The organism is Bacillus sp. SRL543, from assembly GCF_984799205.1.
The window spans coordinates 3,582,178-3,604,231 of the sequence record NZ_OZ481794.1; the positions used below are offsets into that span (position 1 = coordinate 3,582,178).

Below are 22,054 nucleotides of genomic sequence, written 5' to 3' on the forward strand. Positions count from 1 at the left end.
TTTTTATGAACGGACAGAAAAAAGTGCTGGGGGATGAACGGCGCACCATGCTGCTGGATCTCCTGAAATCGCGCCAGGAGCCTGTCACAGGGAGCGAACTGGCCAGAAAAGCGAATGTAAGCAGGCAGGTCATCGTCGGCGACATCACGCTTCTTAAAGCAAAGAATGAGCCGATCATCGCTACCAGCCAGGGATATCTCTATCTTCAGCAGGTCCCTCCCGCCCAGCTGTTTGAACGGACAGTCGCCTGCTCCCACTCTCCAGACAAAACAGAAGATGAGCTGAATCTGCTTGTAGACCACGGGGCAACGGTTAAAGATGTAAAGATCGAGCATCCTGTGTATGGAGATCTGACAGCATCCATCATGGTTTCCAACCGGCGCGAAGTCAAGCAATTCCTGGAAAAAATCAGGAAAACCAATGCTTCCTTCCTCTCAGAGCTTACCGGAGGCTTTCACCTCCATACAATCACCGCTCCTTCAGAAGCAATCCTGGATGCGGCAGAACAGGCCCTGGCGGAAGCTGATTTCCTCGTTGACCTTCCATAGAGGATACGCATGTAAATATATAAAAGAAAGGCCAGGCTTCACAAAGCCTGGCCTTTCCTTTATATCCGTTCATGTATGCTGGGCGCCTTATCCTTCGCTTTCCTGCCAATCTGGAAATACGGATAGCTTCCCAGTATCTTCACTCCGCACCCCAGCGCTTCCAGCTCCGCAACCGCTCCGGGTATCAGGATATCGTCTGCTTCCATATCAATATCAATGATGAAAAAATAATTTCCCAGGCCCGTTTTCATCGGCCTTGATTCTATCTTCGTCAAATTGAGCTTTCTCCACGCAAATGCAGATAAAACCTGATGAAGCGCGCCCGCCCGGTCTGAGGGCAAGGTGGCCATAACGGTTGTCTTGTGGCCAAGCGCCTTTAATCCATCAAGCTTAACAGGTTTTTTCGAAATAACGGCAAAGCGGGTGTGGTTATATTGAAAATCATGAATATCCCTCTTCACAATAGAAAGCCCATATTCCTCTGCAGCCAATTCATTGGCTATGGCAGCTGCCTTCATTTCCGGATTTTCTTTTACAAATTGAGCGGCTGCAGCCGTAGAGGTCATATTTTCAGATGGGATGCCCCTTAAATCCTGGTGCAGGAATTTATGGCATTGGGCAATCGCATGAGAATGGCTGTAAATGATTTCAGTATCCTGCCACTTTTCTGCATGTTCCGGATGCACCATGAGATGCTGGCTGATCGGAGCCGTTATTTCCCCGCAGATCGGCAAATCCACTTCATGGACCAGATAATCCAGTGTAATATTGACAGATCCTTCAAGCGCATTTTCAATCGGAACAACCGCAAAATCAATTTCGCCATTCAAGACAGCATCCATGCAGCCTGGAATCGTGCGGTAAGGGATAGATTCCATCCCCGGAAACATTGCCCTTACTGCCAAGTCGGTGAATGTGGCCTTTGGCCCCAGATAGCCTGCTTTCATAGTCAATACTCCTCCCAAACAGATCCACAGCTTTTTTATATACTTTAACACTTCACACTATGTATGTCCTTAATTTTTCAAACTTTGAAAAAGATTAAATTTATACTTTCGTTAATGGAGGCTGCCAAGATTAAAAAAAGGAGCCCGAATCAGGCTATGCACCCGATCCCAGCACCTCTACTTTTTCAACAAATTCCAATTTCCTCAGCCTGGCCAAAAGCTCATCAATCTCTATACCCATGCCGCTTGTATTTAGGGACATGGTGACATTCGCCCTGCTCTGCAGAGGGATGGTCTGATGGATCGTCAATACATTGCAGCCTGAGGATGCTACGGTCCCCAGCAGCTGGGACAATGTTCCTGACCTGTCCTCCAAATGGAAAAACAGGGTGATGAGCCGCTCCTTGATCACTGTATGGAAAGGAAAAACTGTATCCCGGTATTTATAGAAGGCACTTCTGCTTAAGTCAACCTTTTGGACAGCGTCCCACACCGATTCCGCTTTTCCCCTATCAATCATTTCCTTCGCTTCCAGCGTTTTTTTCATGGCTTCCGGAAGGACATCTTCACGGACCAAATAAAATTTCCTATCTGACTTATCCTGTCTCATTCCTTCACCCCTTCGCATAAAGCAGTGTCCATCTCATATGTATGTATGAAAAAAGCCAAGCAGCCCGCGCCGGCCCATCAGGTGCCGGCGCAGCTGGCTTTACTGGCTATTCAACAAATTCAAATTCAAACTCAAGCAGCTTGATCGTGTCGCCATCCTTGGCTCCGCGCTCCCTCAATGCCTCGTCCACGCCCATGCCCCTCAGCTGGCGGGCGAAACGGCGGACAGATTCTTCCCTTGAGAAGTCGGTCATCTTGAAGACTTTGATTACTGCATCTCCGGAAAGGACGAAGCTGCCGTCCGGATCCCTTGTGATCACAAACTCAGTCTGCGGTTTTTCATGTTTATAGACTACCCTGTTTATGCCGTTGTCCTCTTCTTCTTCTTCCATTAGAGGGAATTCAGGTGTTTGCTCAATTTTGTCAGCAACCGCAAACAGCATATCCCTGAGGCCCTGCCTCGTAATGGCGGAAACCGGGAATACCGGATGATCCTCGGTCAGCCTGCTCTTAAATTCTTTCAGGTTTTCCTCTGCATCCGGCATGTCCATTTTATTGGCTACAATGATCTGCGGGCGCTCTGTCAAGCGAAGATTGTATTCTTTCAGCTCTTTATTGATCGTAAGGTAATCCTCATAAGGATCCCGGCCTTCCACTGCTGCCATATCAATGACATGTACAATGACGCGGGTCCTTTCAATATGGCGGAGGAACTGATGTCCCAGCCCGACGCCCGAGTGTGCCCCTTCAATCAGCCCAGGCAGATCGGCCATTACAAAGCTTCTTCCATCTTCTGTTTCAACCATACCCAGATTCGGGGCGATCGTAGTAAAATGGTACTCGGCAATTTTCGGCCTGGCTGAAGACACGACCGAAAGCAGGGTCGATTTCCCGACGCTCGGGAAGCCGACAAGCCCTACATCAGCGAGAAGCTTCAGTTCAAGAACCACTTCCCGCTCCTGGCCTGGCTCGCCATGCTCTGACAGCTCTGGTGCAGGATTGGCAGGAGTGGCGAATCTTGTGTTGCCGCGCCCTCCGCGGCCGCCTTTTGCAATGATGGCCTTTTGTCCGTGCTCAGTCAGGTCTGCAATAACTTCGTTCGTCTCTGCATCGCTCACGACCGTTCCCGGCGGAACCTTGACAACCATATCCTTCGAGTTTCTGCCATGCTGGTTTTTGGACATTCCATGTTCACCGCGCGCTGCTTTGAAATGGCGGTTATAACGGAAATCCATGAGGGTCCGCAGACCTTCTTCCACCACAAACACTACATCTGCGCCTTTGCCGCCGTCCCCGCCTGCAGGGCCGCCCTTCGGCACGTACTTTTCACGGCGGAAAGCAACCATGCCGTTGCCTCCGTCGCCGCCTTTCACATATATCTTCGTTTGATCGACAAACATATTAAAAACTCCTCCTGTCTGCTGTATCTTCACAGTAATGCAAAGATGCACCAGTAAAAAATCTGCTTTGCCCTAAGCAAGTTCAGCGGCGTCTTTCCCCCAGCCTTCCTGCCCGGCTCACCCAGCTGCTATAATCCCCCGCTGAATGGCATAAACACTTCCAGGGCCATCTCCTGCCCAGAAAGCTCCTCAATCTTCATCCTGATGGCCTTATGCGGCTCCTCCAGATAAGACCTGATGTATTCTCTCTCTAATATTATTCCGCTAAAATCAAAAAACAAACGGATTCCATCCTCCTGAGGCTCTACCAATACAGATAAATGGTTATCATGAAAAGGTTTAACCGAACCGTCCAGCACTGCAAAAAAGGACCTTGTCCAGCTTTCAAGCAACTGGTCATCCAGTTTTCTGCATTTGACGTCATCCAGCACCTCATAATCAATCTGGAACGAATGGTTTTCCCAATTGTAGGTAAACAGCAGGGAGGCAAATTGAGGAATATTCAAGTTGGAAAGCTTTGCTTCATTCTGGGCTTCTACAACAATTTCGTCGATGATTTCCTTGGCCCTGTCATATTTGCTTAGGGAAAGATTTCCTTTAATTAATTGTATTTTATTCATCCAGTCATGGCGTGCATGCCGCAAAACCTCAACTGTGCTCCAATCTTTTTCCATAAATGCACTCCTACACAATTATTAGTGTCATAAGATTGCCTGCTGATAGTATATCAAAAAAGAAGATAGGAGTAAGCAATTTCCTTTAAAAATGGCTTTGTTAAACATTGTTGTTGATTTTGGGCTCATTTTAGCCAGATATTCAGCTGTGCTGAAATGCGTGTGAAACAAAACAGAGTTTCACACGAATGAGCCCAAAATCAACAAGGTACACTAACACAGCCTTAAAATTTAAATATCCCGGCGGCCGGGCACAAGCCGGCGAACCGCGGAAAAGCCACGGCAGCCTGTTTGGGATCCATGCCCTTTCCGCGGTTCACGCTCGATCATCAGCTCTATGACAGGAATCGCATTTAAAGGAAAAAAGAAAACTCTAACCTGTCGGTTAGAGTTTTCTGTAGTAAGCTTAAGCTTCTTGAGCAGCTGGATAAACGCTCACTTGCTTGCGGTCACGGCCTACACGCTCGAACTTGACAACTCCGTCCACTTTCGCGAAAAGAGTATCGTCGCCTCCGCGTCCAACGTTCACTCCAGGGTAGATCTTTGTACCGCGCTGACGGTAAAGGATAGAACCGCCGGATACGAATTGACCGTCTGCACGCTTAGCGCCAAGGCGCTTAGAGATTGAGTCACGGCCGTTCTTTGTAGAACCTACTCCTTTTTTAGAAGCGAAAAACTGAAGATCTAATCTTAGCATTTGTTTCACCTCCTATTTTTTGAAGGTTATTTTTATGTGCTTGCCATACTCGCGCTCAATCGTCTCCAATGAAACAATCATGCCCTCCAGCAGCAGCTGGACTTTCTCTTGCGTCTCCTCAGGAAGATCCTGCGGGATATCGCATCGGAGAAAGCCGCTGTCTTCCTGTTCGATGCCAGGCTCGACTCCTGTCAGGGCCATGATGCTGTTGATGGCACCGATGGACACTGCAGAAACGCCTGCACATACGATATCTTTGCCATGATTGGCAAAGAGGGCATGGCCACTCAAAGAAAAGGATTTGACGCGGCCGGCTTCAGTACGAATAATCGTCGTATGGATCATCCTGCCAACCTTAAGCGTTGATCTTTTCGATTACAACTTTAGTGAACGGCTGACGATGACCTTGCTTTTTACGATAGTTTTTCTTCGCTTTGTATTTGAAGACAATGATCTTCTTTGCACGGCCTTGTTTTTCAACTTTAGCCGTTACAGTAGCGCCTTCAACTACAGGGCTTCCTACCTTTACATTGTCGCCGCCTACGAATAAAACTTTGTCAAAAGTAACTGTTTCGCCTTCTACAGTGTCGAGCTTTTCAATGAAGATAGCTTGGCCTTCTTCAACTTTGATCTGCTTTCCACCAGTTTCGATAATAGCGTACATGAACTGCACCTCCTTATAGACTAAGACTCGCCAATTGCAGGCGTTCTGCCGTAAGCAAAAGCTTTAATACCTGCTCTGAGCGGTTGTAGCATGGTGCGCTACAAACATAACATAAAAATACTATCATATATTCACAGGGTGTGTCAATACATGATCCCAGTTTTCATCAGAGAGCTTCATTGCTTTTTATGCTTTGCTTCAATTTCCTTAAGGCTTCCCAGCTGGCGGATTTCATAAAAGGGAGTCCTTGAGTCTTCTGCAGCAAAAAACAGCCTGAGACCGCATGTATCTTCCAGCCTTTTCCGATGGATTCCCTGCTCGCCGGAAAAGACGTCCAGGACGTCTGCTGAAAGCCTGACCAGGGCAGCTTCATAATCGCTCCCCCGATGCTCCCAAATCTCCCGTTCAAGCCGGAAGGCCGCTGTCTCTGCACTGATCATCCGCCCGGTCCCTTCACAGGCCGAGCACTTGACGGTGAGTGATTCAGAAAGGGCCGCCCGCGTCTTTTTCCTTGTGATCTGCAATATGCCAAGTGGGGTGAACCCGACGATCCTCGTTCTCCGCTCATCTTTTCGGAGCTCTTTTTCCATCATCCGCAAGATATGCTGGCGGTCTCTTTCCTCTTTCATATCAATGAAGTCAATCAGGATCATGCCGCCGATGTCCCTGAGCCTGATCTGCCTCGCAGCCTCTGCCGCAGCCCACTCATTTGTCCTGAGAACCGTGTCGCGCAGGTTTTCCCGGCCGGAGTATTTTCCGGTATTCACATCAATGACAGTCAGCGCCTCTGCTTCGTCAAAAATAAGATATGCCCCGTTATCAAGCCAGACGATTTTTTTTAGGGCCTTCTCGATTTCCTGGTCAAGATTATAGGCAGAGAAGATGCTTTCCTTATTATTATAAAAGACAACCTCGGCTTCTGCCGCTGCTTTTTCAAGCCTCTGCTTTACAGCAAGGTCGTCAACCAGCACCTCGCCGGCTCCAAGCCTGGCCATCTCAGCCGCCGCTTCCTCCAGAAAGGTTTCTTTTTCTGCAAGCTTGGCAGGCTTTTTCACAGAGGAAGCCGCCTTAGCGAGCTCCATGTGTTCGGCACGAAGCTCTTCCAGTTCTGTTTGCAGCGTTTCTTCTGATGCTTCTTCGGCAGAAGTACGGAAGATGAGCCCCTCTTCTTCTTCCTTCAGTTTCATCCCGAGTGTCCTCAGATCTTCCCGTAAAACTTCATCCCCGATTTTCCTCGAAACGGCCACATACCGGCCATATGGCATATAGATAAGCTTTTCTCCCTGAAATTCGATGATATTGGTAAGCCGGGGACCTTTCGTCCCTGCCGCATCTTTTTCAACCTGGACAAGCAGCTTTTCACCTTCACGGACAAAAGAAGAAATAGATTTTTTGTCTTTTTTCTCTTTATCTTCGGTTGAACGCATATATGACGCTAGCCTGTCGCGGTGCAGAAACCCGCTCTTTTCTTCGCCAATCTCAACGAAGGCAGCATTCATCCCGGGCAGCACCTTTGCTACTGTCCCGAGGTAAATGCTGCCGACTGCTGAAAGATTTTTCGGCTGGTCGATGATCACCTTTTCCGGCTTGCCCGATTCGTTCAGCACGGCATAGCGTTTTTCCCTTGTTGCATAATTGATGACTAATTTTTTCAACTTTATTCCCCGCTTTGATCGATAAAATCTTTATCTATCATTATCAAGCTTTAATAGGCATAAAGCAAATCAGCCATCCGGGCTGTAGTAAGCTTTTCGGAAAAATAAGCATGAAGCAGCTCATTTTCGTCAAGGGCAGCATGCTCCTTCCCATCCTTTTCAACAATGATCGGATGCTTGGTGCCGCGCTGGAAACGCTCAAGCACTTCGTAAACCATCTCATCTTCCTGGACGATCAAAGGCTTCAGTACTTTGAATTCATTCCGGTTCCCATAATACCGCTCAAGCAGGAACCTCATAAAGATAAATCGCCGCTGCTTCCATTCAAAATGCAGCGAAAACAGCAGGAAGCCGAGCACAATCCAGATATTCGGATTAAGGGGAGCTGCCAGCAGCATAACAGCTGCAAAAATGATGGCAGAAGCAAGCGAAATCCTCAGGGCCTGTTTGTGGGCATCAGGGAACGCCTTCTTCTGGGAGAGGTATAAAAACAGCAGCTTCCCCCCATCAAGGGGCCAGATAGGCAGGAGATTAAAGATCAGGATCATCGCATTATATTGAAAAAAAAGCTCGAACAGTGCTCCATCCAGCACTGACAGCCTAAAGAGGATGAAGGAAAAGGCAATCAGCCAGACATGCTGGAGCGGCCCGGCCAAAATAACGGCCGCTTCTTCCTTCAGCGGCCTGTTTCCATGCTCATCCATTTCGGCTACCCCGCCAAACGGAAGCAATGATATTCTTTTGATTCGCCAGGAGAAGTGTGATGCCGCCCATGCATGACCCATTTCGTGCACAAAGACGATCAGCAGGAGCATCATCACCTCCTGAAAACGGGCCGTTGCCACTGCCAGCCCGATGACAGCCCAGAGCAGAGGATGGATATGGACATATTGAAATAAACGGAGCCATTTAATCAAATTGCATCACCTGGATCGGATCGATAAAATCATCACCTTGCTTTAGTGCAAAATAAAACAATCCTTTGCCGCTCTCCAGCACTTCGGCGGCTGTTCCCACTGCGACGCCTTTGCCGATATAATCATAAAGGCTGACCTTGATTCCGCTTAAATTGCCATACCATGTCTCGCTTTTATCAGCATGCTGGACAACGACCGTTTGCCCAAATCCTTCTTTAATGCCGGCAAACTTCACCAGTCCTTCATTCACGGATTCTACATTTGCATCCTTCGCAATTTCAATGGTTACCCTCTGGCCTGTCTCATTGAACTCTTCAAGAATCCTGCCGGAGGCCGGAAGGGCATACTCCTGGGCAGGGACTGACTCATCCCGCTCTTTTTTCGAATCGGTAAAAGGCACCAGTGCTAAAGGCTCGCCGAACTGCTCTTCATACCATTCCGACACAGCCGCAAACTGAAAGTCAGTTTCCATCGTTTTTGCCACAAAGCTTTTGGCCGGCTCAAAGGCGGCCGACGGGTTTTTAAAAAGGATGGCCGTGACCAGCACAAGGCAGGCAGAGGCCAGCAGCTTAAAAAAGAAGACTTCCTTTTTGAAAAGGGGATGCTCCCCTTCTGGAGATGCGCCTTCATAGGCAGGCATCTTTCCGAAGCCGTGCTTTTCCTCTTCTTCTGCCCAGGGAAGCCTGTGCTGAATCTGTTTATTTATCCGCTCCTGGTCTTTTTTCCGCTTTTCAATTCTTTTGCGTATTTCGTCTGCTCTTGAACGCATAATCTCCCCACCTGTCCCTAAACTGATTTGTACAAGTCTATGAGGGGTTTGGGGGGAGTATGACATTTTGGGGGAGAAAGAGGGGGGAGATTGATTGGGAGCTTCGCTGCTTGAATATTATATAAAAATCCAAAATAAAAAAGCCGAAATTAACGGCTTTTTTGTTCAAGAATAGATTTTTTGCTGCGCTTAGTATGGGGCTGTTGATTTGCGTTCCAGGCACTTCGCTTTCCGCGGGGCGGAGTTGAGCCTCCTCGCGCTGCGCGCTGTGGGGTCTCAACTTTTCCGCTGCAATCCCGCAGGAGTCTTCGTGCCTTCCACTCCAATCAACAGGGTTTTTTAAACTTTTATGGCAATACAACCAATTAAAAATAAAGATTAATTACACCAATTAAATCTTTATGTTGCTTTTAAAAAAACCGACTTGAATGGATGCATTATGCACCAGCTTTTACTTAACGCCAAAGAATCTTTTCAGTTTGGTGAACATGCCTGTGTTTTCTTCTTCGAGCTGCTGAAGCGGAACGGCTTCGCCGAGGATGCGGCGGGCGATGTTGCGGTAGGCGACTGATGCTTTGCTGTTCGGGTTGAGTGCTATCGGCTCGCCATGGTTGGATGCTTTGATGACTTCGTCGTCGTCAGCAACGATCCCGATCAGGTCGATGGATAGATGGACCGTGATTTCATCCACATCCAGCATATCGCCATTTTTCATCATATGGCTGCGGATCCTGTTGATGACAAGTTTTGGCGCTTCGACATTCTCTTCCTTTTCGAGCAGGCCGATGATCCTGTCGGCATCACGGACGGCTGAAACCTCCGGAGTTGTCACGACAATCGCCCTGTCTGCCCCGGCAACGGCATTTTTGTATCCTTGTTCGATCCCTGCAGGACAATCAATAATGATATAATCATAGTCCTGCTTCAGCTCTTCTACCAGCACCTTCATCTGTTCAGGATTCACAGCGGTTTTATCACTTGTCTGGGCAGCAGGCAGCAAATAAAGAAGATCTTCAAAGCGCTTGTCCTTCACAAGAGCCTGGTGGACTTTGCAGCGGCCTTCGATCACATCCACCAGATCATAGATGATGCGGTTCTCAAGCCCCATCACCACGTCCAGGTTGCGCAGGCCGATATCCGTATCGACCAGGCAGACCCTCTTGCCCTGCAGAGCCAAAGCCGTGCCGATGTTGGCGGATGTGGTCGTTTTGCCCACACCGCCTTTGCCTGAAGTAATTACAATAGCTTCTCCCACACTAGTGTCCCCCTTCCAATCTCGTTAAGTTTGGTCTGAGATGCATCAAAACCTGCAATCTATCAACTATCATTTGTTCATTTCCGTCTATGTAGGCACATTCCATTTCCCTCATATCCTCATCCTTGCTGTGATCCGGCGCCCGGTTGATGCAGTCGCTGATCCTAAGCTGGGAAGGCCTCATCATGCTTGCCGCAATGACAGCCTGCCGGTTCCCATAGCAGCCGGCGTGGGCAATTCCTTTTAGGCTGCCCATGATAAAAATGCTTCCTCCTGCCATGACGGTCCCGCCTGGATTAACGTCCCCGATCAATAGCAGGTCGCCCGGAACTTCAAGGACCTGGCCTGAGCGGATAATCTTTGCCACCGACATAATCTCATTTTCTTTTTTCTCCCTGTCAGCTTCTTCCTTAGTCAGAACATTGGAGCTGACAGAATCAACGACAAAGTTCTTCTTTGCCCTGATCAAGTCTTTCAGCTCTTCCTCCTGACCAGCGGTAAGATAGCGGTTGCCAGCCTGCACCCTTACAGACATCAGCGGGCGGTCAACATTGGTCCTGGCACTTTCGGAAAGCTTTCTATCAAGCTCCTTTTTCAGGTCCTCATAGGAACAGGAATCGTCCAGATGAAGAGTCAGGCCATCCTTTGTCCCTTTTATTGTCACATTCTGTGTTTTCTTCATTGCAAGATGTTCACCTCAATAAGAAAAGCGCAAGCGCCTTGCTCACCCCCGACAAGCACAAGACGATCCTCCCGGAAAGGCGTTCTTTGCCTTTTTGGAAGGATTGGCTTGTGACCTCGAGGGTAGGCGCTGGAGCTAGACAGTGATCAGATTAGAAAAAAATAAACTTTCTTATTTAGATTAGAAAAACCTGGCATCTGCCAAGTCATTTCAGCCGGCTGTCCGGCTTCCCATCCTTTTCAGAACAGCCGGGCTGTCACTGGCAAGGATACAGAGCCGTAAGTCATACATAAATTTAATGTATGCCTTTTCTGCGGCTCCACATAATACAATTCGACATAAGCTCACAAAATCCTTTTTTTCGCCTGTGCTGTTTTGCCTGCTGCTTTACTATTTTTATCGGCTGGCCAGCAGCGCTTTCCACATTATTGGCCGTATTCATCAAGCTCGCGTGCAAACTTTTCGAAAAATTTCTTAAAAGGAAAGGACACCAGAACAATAAAAGCCAGGTTCAGCACAAGCGTCGGCAGCAGCCGCTGCTCAAGAAATGCTGTAAATTCCATACTTGTACGGTGGATAAGAAAATTCATTTCATACACCCCCAGCTCCAGCAGCGAAAGCTCAAACAAAGTGATGAGGGCGACGACAGCAAGATTGGTATGCAGGATCCGGATGACCTTGGACGCAAGATAGGCCAGCAGCGGCAGCATGAATAAATAAATGCCGATGATATCTGTATAAACAATGTCAAACAGCAGGCCAAAAATCAGTCCGTATATGATCCCATGTTTTTTGCTGCCGTAGATGGTCAGGAAAATGATGATGACCGCCAGGAAATGAGGAACCATAATCCGTTTGCTGTTATACAATTCTGCAGACAGCAGCTGGACAAAAACGCTGTCCAGGACGAAAAAAAATAAAACGAGAAGAGGAAGAAGAAACCGCTTCATTCTTTATTCCTCCTCTTCTTCCAATTTATCCAGATCGTGCTTCTCCATTGAGAGCTTTGCGACCATCACATGCTCAATATCATAAAAATCAGCTCCGGGCTTCACATAAGCAGTCTGGTTCAAGCCGAACTCATCGGGCACAACTTCCTCTACTATCCCTACAGGCAATCCAGACGGAAATACACCGCCAAGTCCGGAGGTTGATACAGCTTCTCCTTTTTTAACTTTGGCATCATACGGAATCCGCTTTAGTAAAAGAAGTTTCCTTTTCGTATCATACCCTTCGATCGTCCCATAGATTTTTTCATTGATGACGGCAGAAATCCGGTTGGCAGGATCGGTGCTGCTGAGGAGCTGGACGCTTGCAGAAAGAGGGCTCGTATTTTTCACTTTCCCAATCAAGCCGCCGGCTGTTATAACAGCCATATCTTTTTCCAAACCGTCTTTTTCACCTTTATTGATGATCAGCGTCTCTTCCCAGCGGTCGGGATTCCGCGCGATCACAGTCGCCTGGATGGGCTTATATTTGCTTAAATCACCTTTTTTATCGAGAATCGTCTGCAGTTTTTCATTTTCATCCTTCAGGCGCTGGACATCGGCCTCAAGCATGGCAAGCTGATCAAGCCGGCTCTTCAGTTCCTTGTTTTCTTCATATGTATTCTGCAGATCTTTTACATTTTCGAAGAATCCGGCAACATAGCTGGCCGGCCTGGAGACAATGGTCTGCGCCCAGCTCGCTGTATCTTTCACAAATTGCTCTGCCCATGAAAGCTTTTCCCTTTCCTTCAGGGAAAATCCGATTAATGCCACCAGAATAATGATACTGACAAGCAGGATGATCAGGCGTTTATTCAGGAAAAACTGTGGCATGGTTCACACCTCTATTTCTTTAAAAGAAGAGACTCCAGGCTATAAGCGAATGACTGCTTCATGCCCGGAGCCGCCCTTTTTGTTTATTAATAAGAATCTTTGGATTTGTTTTTGAATAAGTGAATATGGTCAAGCGCCTTCCCTGTTCCGATCGCCACGCAGTCAAGCGGATTTTCGGCGATGAGCACAGGCATTTTTGTTTCCTCTGCAATCACTTTGTCCAAATTGCGGAGAAGCGCCCCTCCGCCGGTCAGGACAATGCCCCGGTCCATGATATCAGCAGCCAATTCAGGCGGCGTCTTTTCGAGGGTGACCTTCACGGCATCCACAATGCTGTAAACAGTATCACGAAGGGCAGCTGCAATTTCCTCTGCAGTGATTTCAATCGTTTTCGGAAGTCCAGTCAGAAGATCGCGCCCGCGGATTTCCATGTTTTCAATGCCTTCAGGCTCACCGGCGGAGCCAACTTCCATTTTAATGGATTCAGCCGTGCGGTCTCCGATCATCAAATTATAAGTTTTGCGGATATAATTGATGATCGCATCATCCATTTCATCTCCGGCAATGCGGATCGACTGACTCGTAACGATCCCGCCAAGTGAAATGATCGCCACTTCTGTCGTCCCGCCGCCGATGTCAACAACCATGCTGCCTGTCGGCTCCCAGACAGGAAGATTCGCACCGATTGCAGCTGCAAACGGTTCTTCAATCGGGTAAGCATCGCGGGCGCCAGCCTGGCGTGTAGCATCAATGACGGCACGCTGTTCTACAGCTGTGATGCCTGATGGCACACATACCATCACATAAGGCTTGCCGGCAAAAAAACCTTTCTTGACAGCCTGTCTGATATAATACTTCATCATAGTAGCAGTTGTTTCATAATCAGCAATGACGCCGTCCTTCATAGGGCGCATCGCCACAACATTGCCCGGCGTACGGCCGATCATATTCTTTGCATCATTGCCGACAGCGACAATGCTTTTAGTATCGGTCTGCATGGCAACAACAGAAGGCTCCCTTACAGCGATTCCTTTTCCTTTTACATAAACGAGTGTATTGGCAGTCCCCAAGTCGATCCCGAGGTCCCGTGTTCCGATTCCAAACATAGCTGTATCTCCCTTTCTGATACGAAATGCAATTTTTAAGGTGATTTTTATATTCGAAGAAGGCTGAAAAAGCAGCCTAAATAGCAATTGGCAGACTTATTCTAGTCTAAAAAATCATAAATAATATTATATCTTAACAATCGGTAAAATCATAGTGTTATAAATAACCTTTTTCCTTTAAGCTGACAAATTTGTTTTCCCCGATAATCAAATGATCGAGCACATCAATACCGATGATTTTCCCGCACTCCGCCAGCCTTTTCGTGACTTCTATATCCTCCCTGCTTGGGGCAGGATCGCCAGAAGGATGGTTGTGGATGCAGATGATGGACGCAGCCGACCTCCTGAAGGCCTCCTTGAAAACTTCCCTGGGATGGACGATCGAAGCATTCAGGCTGCCGATAAAAATGGTCTGCTTATGGAGAACCTGATTCTTGGTGTTCAAGTAAAGGCAGACAAAATGCTCCTGAGAGAGGAAGCGCATGTCATTCATGACATATTTGGCGCCATCTTCAGGTGAACGGATCACAAAGCGGTCATCATAGGAAAGGCTGGAAATCCGCCTCCCTATCTCGACCGCGGCCAGCACCTGGATGGCCTTTGCCATGCCGATCCCTTTGATGCTGGTCATCTCATCAAGCGTCGCATCCTTCAGGAGGCGGAGGCCTTCAAAATGGGTAAGAAGCCTGTTTGACAGCTGTAGCACAGACTCCTCTTTTGTCCCGGTCCTGAGCATAAGAGCCAGCAGCTCATGGTTGGACAGGCTTTCCGGGCCATTCTGGACAAAGCGCTCGCGCGGCCTTTCATCCTGCGGAAAATCACGGATCATCAATGATTCTGTTTTCAATATGTTTCCTCCCTTGCCGGCGGGAAAGGGAGGCAGATGAGCGCCATGTGTTTAAAAAGGCAGCTGGAAACCGGCCTTTTTCAATTCTCTTGCTGTTCTTGAAAGCGGGAGCCCGACGACCGCGAAATAATCACCGCTGATCTTTTTCACGAGCGTTGCGCCAAGGCCCTGGATCCCATACGATCCAGCCTTGTCGAAGGGCTCGCCGCTTTCGATATATGCCGACTTTTCGTCATCTGTCAGCTCCCAAAATTCCACATCCGTTTTTTCAAAAAATTCGTACTTGCTTTTTTCTGGAGTAATAATAGAAACTCCCGTATAAACAGAATGCACCCTGCCGGACAAACGCGACAGCATATCAAATGCCTCGCCGCGCCCATCCGGTTTTCCCAGAATAAGACCATCAGCAAAGACAATCGTATCCGAACCGATGACAAATGAAGACGGATTCTTCCGGGCGACGGACTCTGCTTTTCTGGCAGCGAGCTCCATGACAACTTTTTCGGGAAGCATCCCCGGTTCGAATGTTTCGTCCACATCACTGCTGGAGACTTCAAATTTCAGCTGAAGATTTTCAAGAAGTTCTTTTCGCCGTGGAGAAGAAGAGGCTAATATGAGGTTCTGCAAAAAAATCACCCTATCCTTTACTTGTATCATTTTGGGAGATACAAACTAATCGTACCAAAATTTATAGGTTCTAACAATTTTTAAAAGAGTTTTGTCAAAAAAAATGGGAGCTTGTCGAATAATCTCCGACAGCCCCCTATAATGTGCGATATTTCCTGGAAAATATTCACCCTTTTATTAAAGGGCTGTATACGCTGCAATGAATGACAGCAGATGCTGCTGAATCGCGTAATAGCCTTTTTCATCCGGGTTTTTCTGATAGCTGGCCATAAGATCTGCTGCTTCTAGGAGCTCCTTCTTCATGACCCCGGCACGGTCCGCAGACAGCTTTGCATCATCAAGGCCGGCAAGCTGTGCTGATTTATCGGCAGCCTGTTTTAATGCCTCTTCCGGGATCGCGGCTCCAGGTGAAGCAGCCCCAATTCCGGTAGCCATGGACTGGTATATTTCCGGAGCCATTTGCAGGAATTTCTTATCTTCCTCCTGCAGCTTCTCCAGTGTTTTTCCGCCGGCAGCCAATTCCTTGGCGAATGCATCCATGCCCTTGCTCTTATAATCTGTTCCAAGCTGTTTCGCATCCTCCAAGGAACCGGCAGCTCCAAGGAACAGATATGATTTCCCTTCCATCTCCATCAGCTGTGCCGGAGCACCTTTCTCAAAAATCGTGCTTTGGATTTTTTCAGCTGCATCCTTCGTCGAAAAGACACCGCCCTGGACAACAAAAACAGATAGAGGCTCTAGGGACAGTGTTCCGCTTCCCGCAGCACTTCCCGGGTCCGCGCTGCTGACATTCCCTGCTGCTGTCTGTGCAGTGCCTTCCGGCTCTTCAGCGGTGCCGTCATGAATCACCATCTTCAGCATCAAAAATCCTAGGCTTGTCCCGAACAGCACTGCAAAGAAAACAGAAACCACGACCGAACGCACCAGTGCTTTCTGATTGGTTGGTTTCCCCGGCGAGCTGAAGATACTGCCTTTTTTCCCGCTGCCTTTTTCCGGCTTTGCAGCAACCGTATATTCCTTCGGTTCTGGATCTTCCTCCATGATCTCAGGGAGAATCCAGTCAAACTCATCATCTGCCCCTTCACTGGCAGGAGCTGCCTCCATTTCAGCAATGTTTTCGTTCTCTGATAGAATCTCTCCCTCTGCCGGCTCTTCCTCCACATTCTCTTTTGGCGGTATTTCTTCTACAGGATCTCTTTCCTTTTTAGCATTTTTATTTTTATCTTTCACATGCATGACTTCCCGATCGTTGCCGTTCAGCTTAATTGTAATTGTCCGGCCGTTCCCTTGGTTTTCCACAGCTTGTCCTCCCCGTGTCGATTGCTGGATTTGCCTTCATCCTAACACAGGGACAAAAAAAAATAACAAGACTTTTGTCGTCTTGTTATAGGATGCTTTCGTCAAATTTTTCAGTTGTCTTTTACAATCAAATCTATTGATAGCTCGCGAACCGGGATCGGTTTGCCTGATGTCCCCTGGTAAGAGCAAAGATTTCGGTTTTCGCCATACAGGCATACAGTCCTGATATGCTCGCCGTCTATTTCTACATAGCTGGCGTCTGAAGGTTCAATGTAATTGCCAGTATACGGATCCTTAAAAGCTTCCATGAAGCCGGCTTCTGAAACCATACTGAAAGTAATCCGCTGAGCGAGTGTATTGCCGCTAGTCACTTCGCGCTTTACAAAATAGCCCGCTGCTTCATTCAGCGCATAGGCATTGCCGACAAAGGCTTTATCCCGGGAATTCTGGACCAAGCTCAGTATGGAAGCAGTGGCGATTGCGGCAACAATTCCCAGGATTACGATTACAGCCAGCAGTTCTATTAAAGTTAATCCCTTGTCATTCAGTCTAGCAAAGCTCTTCATCATACTAGACCCCGTTTCTATAGAATAGATTAAGGCTGAGTATCTTCTTTTCCCTCGACGCCCTCCAGGCTGGAGAAACCGCTCAAGGGGTTCTGCTTATTAGAAACAGCAGGAACGTCCAAAGGAGGCAGTTCCTTTTGCAGCTCTTCCAGATTAGGATAATAATAAGCAGCAAGTGAGACTTCAAATTCTACATTTTCCGAATCCTGATCAACTGAATAAATTTCGGGCAGTCCGTTGAAGTTAAGGACCTCCACCTTTACGATCCGCTTCAGCGATTCCAGGCTTTTGATGAATTTCTCCATCTCAAAATAGGTTGCTGCTTCGCCGTTCAGCGTCATGGAGATTTTCCGGATCCCGTTGGGGAGGACCTCTTCAACAGGTGAATCCACTTCGCCAGTGCTGCCACCGGCATCTTCCTGACCACCTGATGTACCCTCTTCCTGATTAGAATCATCTTCTTTTGCAGCTTCGGCAACAAGATCTATTTCCTCATCACCTTCTGTTCCGTCCAGCTTTAGCTCTATGATATTCGTATCAGAAATAACTTCTGCTTTTTCAAGGTCAAGTAAAAGCTGATCGAGCATCCGTTTGACAGGCACCTGCTTCTGCAGCTCCATTGTGCTGAGAATCGTCTTTTCACCGGTTTCAGCCAGTTTGTTTTCTATAATAGTCAATTCCTGGCTGGCCAGCTTCAGTTCGGTTTCCTTTCTGTCCAACTGCTCATGGACAGGCAGAATAAGCAAATAATAGGCGCCAGCGACTGCCCCGCCAAGTATAAGGATGGAGAGAAAAATGATCAGCAGATGTTTTTTGGATAATTGGAGGTTCAAGGGGCAGTCCCCCCTTCAGCTTCCTTCTCCTCAATTTCTTGCTTAAGCAAGCTGGAGTTTATCTGCAATTCATAAGCTGCAAAATAACGCGGCAGGATTTCTTCTTCAGCCGCAGAGGTCTCTTCATCATCATCTTTCAGAACATCTGTAGTTTTTGCCTCAGTCAAAACGGCCTCGTCGAGCCATCCCAAAGAGAGCAAAGAATTCAAATAATAGGCAGCCTGACTTTTAGTGTCAAACTGTACAATTTGCTTGATTTTGTTTTCTTCATCTTTTTCAAACTCAGTTATGTAGCCTCTTTCCGGCAATAGCTTTGTCACTTCATTCAAGATGTACACCATGCTGAAAGGCTGCTCTTTTGCCCAGGAAATAGCATTCTCCAGTTCCCCAGCTGAATTGGAAGATTCATAATCAGCAAGCTTCATTCTTTGTGCTTCCAGAATTTCGTTCGTCTGGGCAATTTGATTTTCAACCTGTTTTATTTCTTCTTTTTGGCTGCCTAAGTAAATATAGAGGGACACAGACAAAATGACAGCTGCCAAACCTGCAGCAGCCAGGGAGATGTATGCTGCTTTGCTTCTCTTTTCTTTTTGGGGAAGTAGATTAATATCTACAAGCATGTCTACACCTCTTTCAAGCCCAAGCCAACATTAAGATTAAATTGGGGCTTAATCATTTGTTCTGTTTTATGTTCCCCGTCGAGGACGGCCAGAGGGGCGTCAAACCTTTCCGCAAGACTTAAGCGGATGTCTTCCATCCAGGGGTGATCGCCATCAGCCAATATCTTAGTGATCTGTTTATTGCCCTGATTCAAGGAATATCTGTAGAAGTTCATGACCCGATCCAATTCTTTGTAGATATCTTCGAGCGGAAGGAGAACCTCGCTTTTGTCGCCTTTATACACCAAACCGCTCCCCGGTTCTGCTTCCCATTTATCATGATCTGCTTCAATCATAAGGTGGCGCATAAAAACCGGTTCATGTCCTTCAAAAATACTGACATTCACCTGCTGTGCATCAAACTGCACCATCATGAGATGTTCATCAGGAGCCGGAAGGTCGTATTCGTAATAGAGGCGGTACAAGGCAAGACAGGAGATATCCGCAGAAGACGGCCTTAAACCAGCTTCTTCAAAAAGGGAAACATACTCATTTACAACCTCTTCAGGAGCTGCAAACAGCAAAATTTGCCTCTTTTCTGATTCCTCCTGCAAGGGGGCAAAATCAAAGACTGGATCCTCGAAAGGAAGATGAATGCTAGTCCCGAGCTCCATATACAGATAACCTTTAATTTCTTCACTCGTCACATCTTCGGGAATATCCAGTTTTCTAATGATGATAAAAGGGTCAGGCACTAAAAAGGAGATATTTCTTTTCTTGATCTTCCAGTCGCTCACGCATTCCTCAAGAATGCTGGAAAGTGTTTCAAAATCCTGGATCCTGCCTTCCCTAATAATTCCATTCGGCAAAAAACGCTCTTCACAGCGCAGAGGCTCGGGCTCATTACTGCTCTTCAGTTCGGCCATCCGGATGACATGATCCTTGATCGTAATATTGATGATTCGATTTTTCCCGAATGAAAATAGAGGGGCCATATCAATTTCTCCTTAAATGAATGAATAAAGATACCAATCCAGAATACGTTGGCCAAAAAAATAGGCAGTAAGGCTTCCTAGTGCTATGTATGGACCAAAAGGGATGGGCTTTCCTTTTTCCACCTTTCCAATCAGCATCCCCACAATGCCAAAAACCGCTCCAAATAGGGTTGCAAAGAAGAACGTCAAAAGGACAAGCTTTGTTCCAAGAGCCAGGCCGATTACGGCAAATAGCTTAATGTCTCCCCCGCCCATGCCCCCTTTGCTGATAACGGCAATGAACAGAAGAAGGAAAAAGCCAGCTGCCGCACCCAGCAGTGAATCCCACCATGGCGACAGAGGAAGGAAAATCCTTTCCAATAAAAAAATCACTGCGAACACAAGCAGGACTTTATCTGGAATAATCATATATTTAATATCCGATACAAACACAATGATCATCAGAGAAATCAGCGTCCAAGCGATGATCAGCTCCATTGTCCATCCCATCAGGAGCGGGGCAAGGACAAATAACAGGCCGGTCGCCAGTTCAACAGCAGGATACAGAAATGAAACCGGCGCTTTGCAGCGCCGGCATTTCCCTCCCTGCAGCAGATAGGACACTACCGGAATCAACTCATAGGGCCTTAAAGTATGCTGGCAATATGGACATCGTGACCGTGGCTTGACTATTGACTGCTTTAACGGGATCCTCAGGCCTACTACGTTGTAGAAGGAGCCTAGGAGGAGGCCGTAGAGGAAGGTTAGAATCCCATACATAAATTAACCCCTTATTAAGGATTTTTAGAAGCTGGAGCCGTAATTGTTCTTGTTCCCTTACCATTGTCAGCGTCTATTGCTTTAATGTCCGCTGCTGTGAAAGTAATAACTGCTTTATTGTCAAAAGTTTTTTTACCTGTAAGATTAAATGTTGTTGTTGTTCCATCAGAAGTCACAGTTACTGTATAACCTGTATCCAAGTCAGGATTATCTACATACGAAGCTAAATCTGTAGCAGTCAAGGCTGCAGCAGGTATACCGTTCGCTGCTACATACAATTTTGCGGAATTCAACACTTGAATCGCATCCGCCTTAACAGCATCTTCCTTCGACTTCTGAATAATTCCCCCAATACTCGGAATCGCAATCGCCGCAATAATCCCCAAAATAACAATAACTGCAAGAAGCTCAATCAGCGTTAAACCTTTTTCATTTTTAAGTCTTTGACCTAATTTCTTAATCATATTTCTCTCCCTTTCATTGTGAGTTTCAGCCCATTACTTTAGTAGGTTACTCCTATTATACTAGATTCTTACAATAACTAAAGTCGTATTTTAAATGATTTTGTAAATTTTTCGCGTTATCCGACATGGTTGAAGATTTCAAACATCGGCACCATGATGGATGTGACGATAGTTCCTACAATTCCGGCCAAGAATACAATCATTAATGGCTCAATCAGTGACTTCAGCCGGTCTGTCGAACTTTCTACTTCTCTTTCGTAGAAGTCAGCTACTTTTGAGAGCATTTCATCCAGGGACCCGGTTTCTTCTCCGATGGCTATCATCTGTGATACGAGCGGCGGGAAGACCCAGTGTTTTCTCATTGGTTCAGTAAGCGAACGTCCTTCTTCAAGCGAAGTTCTTGATTTTTTCAAGACCTTGGCAACAACCTCATTCTCCACCACATTCTCCACAATAGCTATTGCCTGAAGAATGGGTACCGAACTTGCAAACAAAGAGCTTAATGTTCTCGTCATCCTTGCAAGAGCCGCTTTCTGAAGCATCTTTCCAAAAATCGGCATTCTTAACAATGCAAAATCCAGATAGTATTTAGAGCTTTTATTGCTTCTAACAGCAGTAAAGCCGATAAAGACTGCTATAAACAATATCACAACGATCCACCAGTATGCCTGCATAAATTCACTCGAACTTAGAACAAATTGGGTGATAGCAGGCAGTTCGCCTCCAAAATCCTTAAACATTTCTACAAAGGTAGGCACCACACTTACGAGGAGGAAGATGACTACCGCAACAGCAATAATGGCTACTGCCACCGGATAAGCGAGTGCAGAAACAATCTTTTGTTTAGTGAAATGCTGTTTTTCAAAATGGACAGCGAGCCTTTCCAGTGTATCATCCATATTACCGCCTGCTTCTCCAGCTTTAATCATATTGACAAACATACTGGAAAAGATTTTTCTGTGCTTTGCGGCAGCGTCTGATAAAGGATTACCTTCTCTAAGATCCTGCTCAACTTCTACTAGAGCCTTTTTTAAGGCCTTGCTTTCAGTTTGTTCAGAGAGTATCCCAGTAGCATCCACCACCGTCACCCCCGCCCGAAGCAGCGTAGAAAACTGCCGCAGATAAATGACAAAATCCTGCAGCTTCACTGGATTCCCAATCGTCAGTTCTTTTGTAAGCAGCGTTTCTGGAATCTCTTTAAGATCACTAACCCTAATACTATCCTTCTTTAGCTGCAACATGGCCTCCCGCTTTGAGGCTGCAGTTATAATTCCAGACTTCTTCCCTTTCATGTCACGGCCGCTGTATTTATACCGGGGCAT

The 22,054-nt window shown here is 47.0% G+C and carries 26 protein-coding genes and 1 other annotated feature; of the genes, 1 reads left to right on the forward strand and 25 read right to left on the reverse strand.

Features of this window, described 5'->3' with window-relative positions; translation table 11 throughout:
• The first annotated feature begins 5 nt into the window (after positions 1-5).
• On the forward strand, positions 6-548 hold the full coding sequence (locus tag AC4E8B_RS18380) for a transcription repressor NadR (RefSeq protein ID WP_490214757.1): 543 nt from the start codon (positions 6-8) through the stop codon (positions 546-548).
• Between the two features lie 59 nt (positions 549-607).
• Here AC4E8B_RS18380 and pheA read toward each other — a convergent pair whose 3' ends face one another.
• The 25 genes from pheA to AC4E8B_RS18505 all read right to left on the reverse strand — a co-directional run bounded on the left by pheA (position 608) and on the right by AC4E8B_RS18505 (position 22,054).
• A complete protein-coding gene (pheA, locus tag AC4E8B_RS18385; protein WP_490214758.1) occupies positions 608-1,495 on the reverse strand; it encodes a prephenate dehydratase in 888 nt (295 codons plus the stop codon).
• Positions 1,496-1,649: 154 nt separating this feature from the next.
• Positions 1,650-2,105 (reverse strand): ACT domain-containing protein, encoded by a 456-nt coding sequence (locus AC4E8B_RS18390; protein ID WP_490214759.1) that lies wholly within the window; start codon positions 2,103-2,105, stop codon positions 1,650-1,652.
• A gap of 106 nt (positions 2,106-2,211) precedes the next feature.
• Positions 2,212-3,504 carry a GTPase ObgE gene (obgE, locus tag AC4E8B_RS18395; protein WP_490214760.1) on the reverse strand — a complete coding sequence of 431 codons (1,293 nt, stop codon included), beginning with the start codon at positions 3,502-3,504 and terminating at the stop codon, positions 2,212-2,214.
• 128 nt (positions 3,505-3,632) lie between these two features.
• On the reverse strand, positions 3,633-4,178 hold the full coding sequence (locus tag AC4E8B_RS18400; RefSeq protein ID WP_490214761.1) for a Spo0B C-terminal domain-containing protein: 546 nt from the start codon (positions 4,176-4,178) through the stop codon (positions 3,633-3,635).
• 406 nt (positions 4,179-4,584) lie between these two features.
• Entirely contained in the window at positions 4,585-4,875 is a 291-nt protein-coding gene (gene rpmA / locus AC4E8B_RS18405) for a 50S ribosomal protein L27 (protein WP_009796105.1), read from the reverse strand.
• Positions 4,876-4,887: 12 nt separating this feature from the next.
• Positions 4,888-5,220 (reverse strand): ribosomal-processing cysteine protease Prp, encoded by a 333-nt coding sequence (locus AC4E8B_RS18410; RefSeq protein ID WP_490214762.1) that lies wholly within the window; start codon positions 5,218-5,220, stop codon positions 4,888-4,890.
• 10 nt (positions 5,221-5,230) lie between these two features.
• Positions 5,231-5,539 (reverse strand): 50S ribosomal protein L21, encoded by a 309-nt coding sequence (gene rplU, locus AC4E8B_RS18415; RefSeq protein ID WP_009796103.1) that lies wholly within the window; start codon positions 5,537-5,539, stop codon positions 5,231-5,233.
• 13 nt (positions 5,540-5,552) lie between these two features.
• Positions 5,553-5,634, reverse strand: a sequence feature (ribosomal protein L21 leader region).
• 81 nt (positions 5,635-5,715) lie between these two features.
• A complete protein-coding gene (locus tag AC4E8B_RS18420) occupies positions 5,716-7,194 on the reverse strand; it encodes an Rne/Rng family ribonuclease (protein WP_490214763.1) in 1,479 nt (492 codons plus the stop codon).
• 50 nt (positions 7,195-7,244) lie between these two features.
• Positions 7,245-8,111 carry a M50 family metallopeptidase gene (locus AC4E8B_RS18425; protein ID WP_490214764.1) on the reverse strand — a complete coding sequence of 289 codons (867 nt, stop codon included), beginning with the start codon at positions 8,109-8,111 and terminating at the stop codon, positions 7,245-7,247.
• A complete protein-coding gene (locus AC4E8B_RS18430; RefSeq protein WP_490214765.1) occupies positions 8,104-8,880 on the reverse strand; it encodes a peptidoglycan DD-metalloendopeptidase family protein in 777 nt (258 codons plus the stop codon). The genes AC4E8B_RS18425 and AC4E8B_RS18430 overlap by 8 nt, the downstream gene beginning before the upstream one ends.
• 451 nt (positions 8,881-9,331) lie before the next feature.
• Entirely contained in the window at positions 9,332-10,135 is an 804-nt protein-coding gene (gene minD / locus AC4E8B_RS18435; protein ID WP_490214766.1) for a septum site-determining protein MinD, read from the reverse strand.
• 1 nt (position 10,136) lies between these two features.
• A complete protein-coding gene (gene minC / locus AC4E8B_RS18440; RefSeq protein WP_490214767.1) occupies positions 10,137-10,817 on the reverse strand; it encodes a septum site-determining protein MinC in 681 nt (226 codons plus the stop codon).
• 425 nt (positions 10,818-11,242) lie between these two features.
• Positions 11,243-11,767, reverse strand: coding sequence for a rod shape-determining protein MreD (gene mreD / locus AC4E8B_RS18445; protein ID WP_490214768.1), 525 nt, complete (start codon positions 11,765-11,767; stop codon positions 11,243-11,245).
• A 3-nt stretch (positions 11,768-11,770) separates the two neighbouring features.
• The gene (gene mreC, locus AC4E8B_RS18450) at positions 11,771-12,637 is read right to left on the reverse strand and encodes a rod shape-determining protein MreC (RefSeq protein ID WP_490214769.1); all 867 of its coding nucleotides are present in this window, start codon (positions 12,635-12,637) and stop codon (positions 11,771-11,773) included.
• Positions 12,638-12,723: 86 nt separating this feature from the next.
• Positions 12,724-13,743, reverse strand: a complete 1,020-nt coding sequence (locus tag AC4E8B_RS18455) for a rod shape-determining protein (protein WP_490214770.1) — start codon at positions 13,741-13,743, stop codon at positions 12,724-12,726.
• A 157-nt stretch (positions 13,744-13,900) separates the two neighbouring features.
• Positions 13,901-14,572, reverse strand: coding sequence for a RadC family protein (radC, locus tag AC4E8B_RS18460; RefSeq protein ID WP_490219775.1), 672 nt, complete (start codon positions 14,570-14,572; stop codon positions 13,901-13,903).
• A gap of 69 nt (positions 14,573-14,641) precedes the next feature.
• Positions 14,642-15,217, reverse strand: coding sequence for a Maf family protein (locus AC4E8B_RS18465; RefSeq protein ID WP_490214771.1), 576 nt, complete (start codon positions 15,215-15,217; stop codon positions 14,642-14,644).
• Between the two features lie 177 nt (positions 15,218-15,394).
• Positions 15,395-16,516, reverse strand: a complete 1,122-nt coding sequence (locus AC4E8B_RS18470) for a hypothetical protein (RefSeq protein WP_490214772.1) — start codon at positions 16,514-16,516, stop codon at positions 15,395-15,397.
• Positions 16,517-16,626: 110 nt separating this feature from the next.
• On the reverse strand, positions 16,627-17,085 hold the full coding sequence (locus tag AC4E8B_RS18475) for a type II secretion system protein (protein ID WP_490214773.1): 459 nt from the start codon (positions 17,083-17,085) through the stop codon (positions 16,627-16,629).
• Positions 17,086-17,111: 26 nt separating this feature from the next.
• Entirely contained in the window at positions 17,112-17,915 is an 804-nt protein-coding gene (locus AC4E8B_RS18480) for a pilus assembly protein PilO (RefSeq protein ID WP_490214774.1), read from the reverse strand.
• Complete coding sequence (locus AC4E8B_RS18485) at positions 17,912-18,535, reverse strand: PilN domain-containing protein (protein ID WP_490214775.1); 624 nt, start codon at positions 18,533-18,535, stop codon at positions 17,912-17,914. Before AC4E8B_RS18485 ends, AC4E8B_RS18480 begins: the two co-directional genes overlap by 4 nt.
• A 2-nt stretch (positions 18,536-18,537) precedes the next feature.
• The gene (gene pilM, locus AC4E8B_RS18490; protein WP_490214776.1) at positions 18,538-19,509 is read right to left on the reverse strand and encodes a type IV pilus biogenesis protein PilM; all 972 of its coding nucleotides are present in this window, start codon (positions 19,507-19,509) and stop codon (positions 18,538-18,540) included.
• A 12-nt stretch (positions 19,510-19,521) separates the two neighbouring features.
• Positions 19,522-20,268, reverse strand: coding sequence for a prepilin peptidase (locus AC4E8B_RS18495; RefSeq protein ID WP_490214777.1), 747 nt, complete (start codon positions 20,266-20,268; stop codon positions 19,522-19,524).
• A gap of 14 nt (positions 20,269-20,282) precedes the next feature.
• Positions 20,283-20,732, reverse strand: coding sequence for a prepilin-type N-terminal cleavage/methylation domain-containing protein (locus AC4E8B_RS18500; RefSeq protein ID WP_490214778.1), 450 nt, complete (start codon positions 20,730-20,732; stop codon positions 20,283-20,285).
• Positions 20,733-20,848: 116 nt separating this feature from the next.
• On the reverse strand, positions 20,849-22,054 hold the full coding sequence (locus AC4E8B_RS18505; RefSeq protein WP_490214779.1) for a type II secretion system F family protein: 1,206 nt from the start codon (positions 22,052-22,054) through the stop codon (positions 20,849-20,851).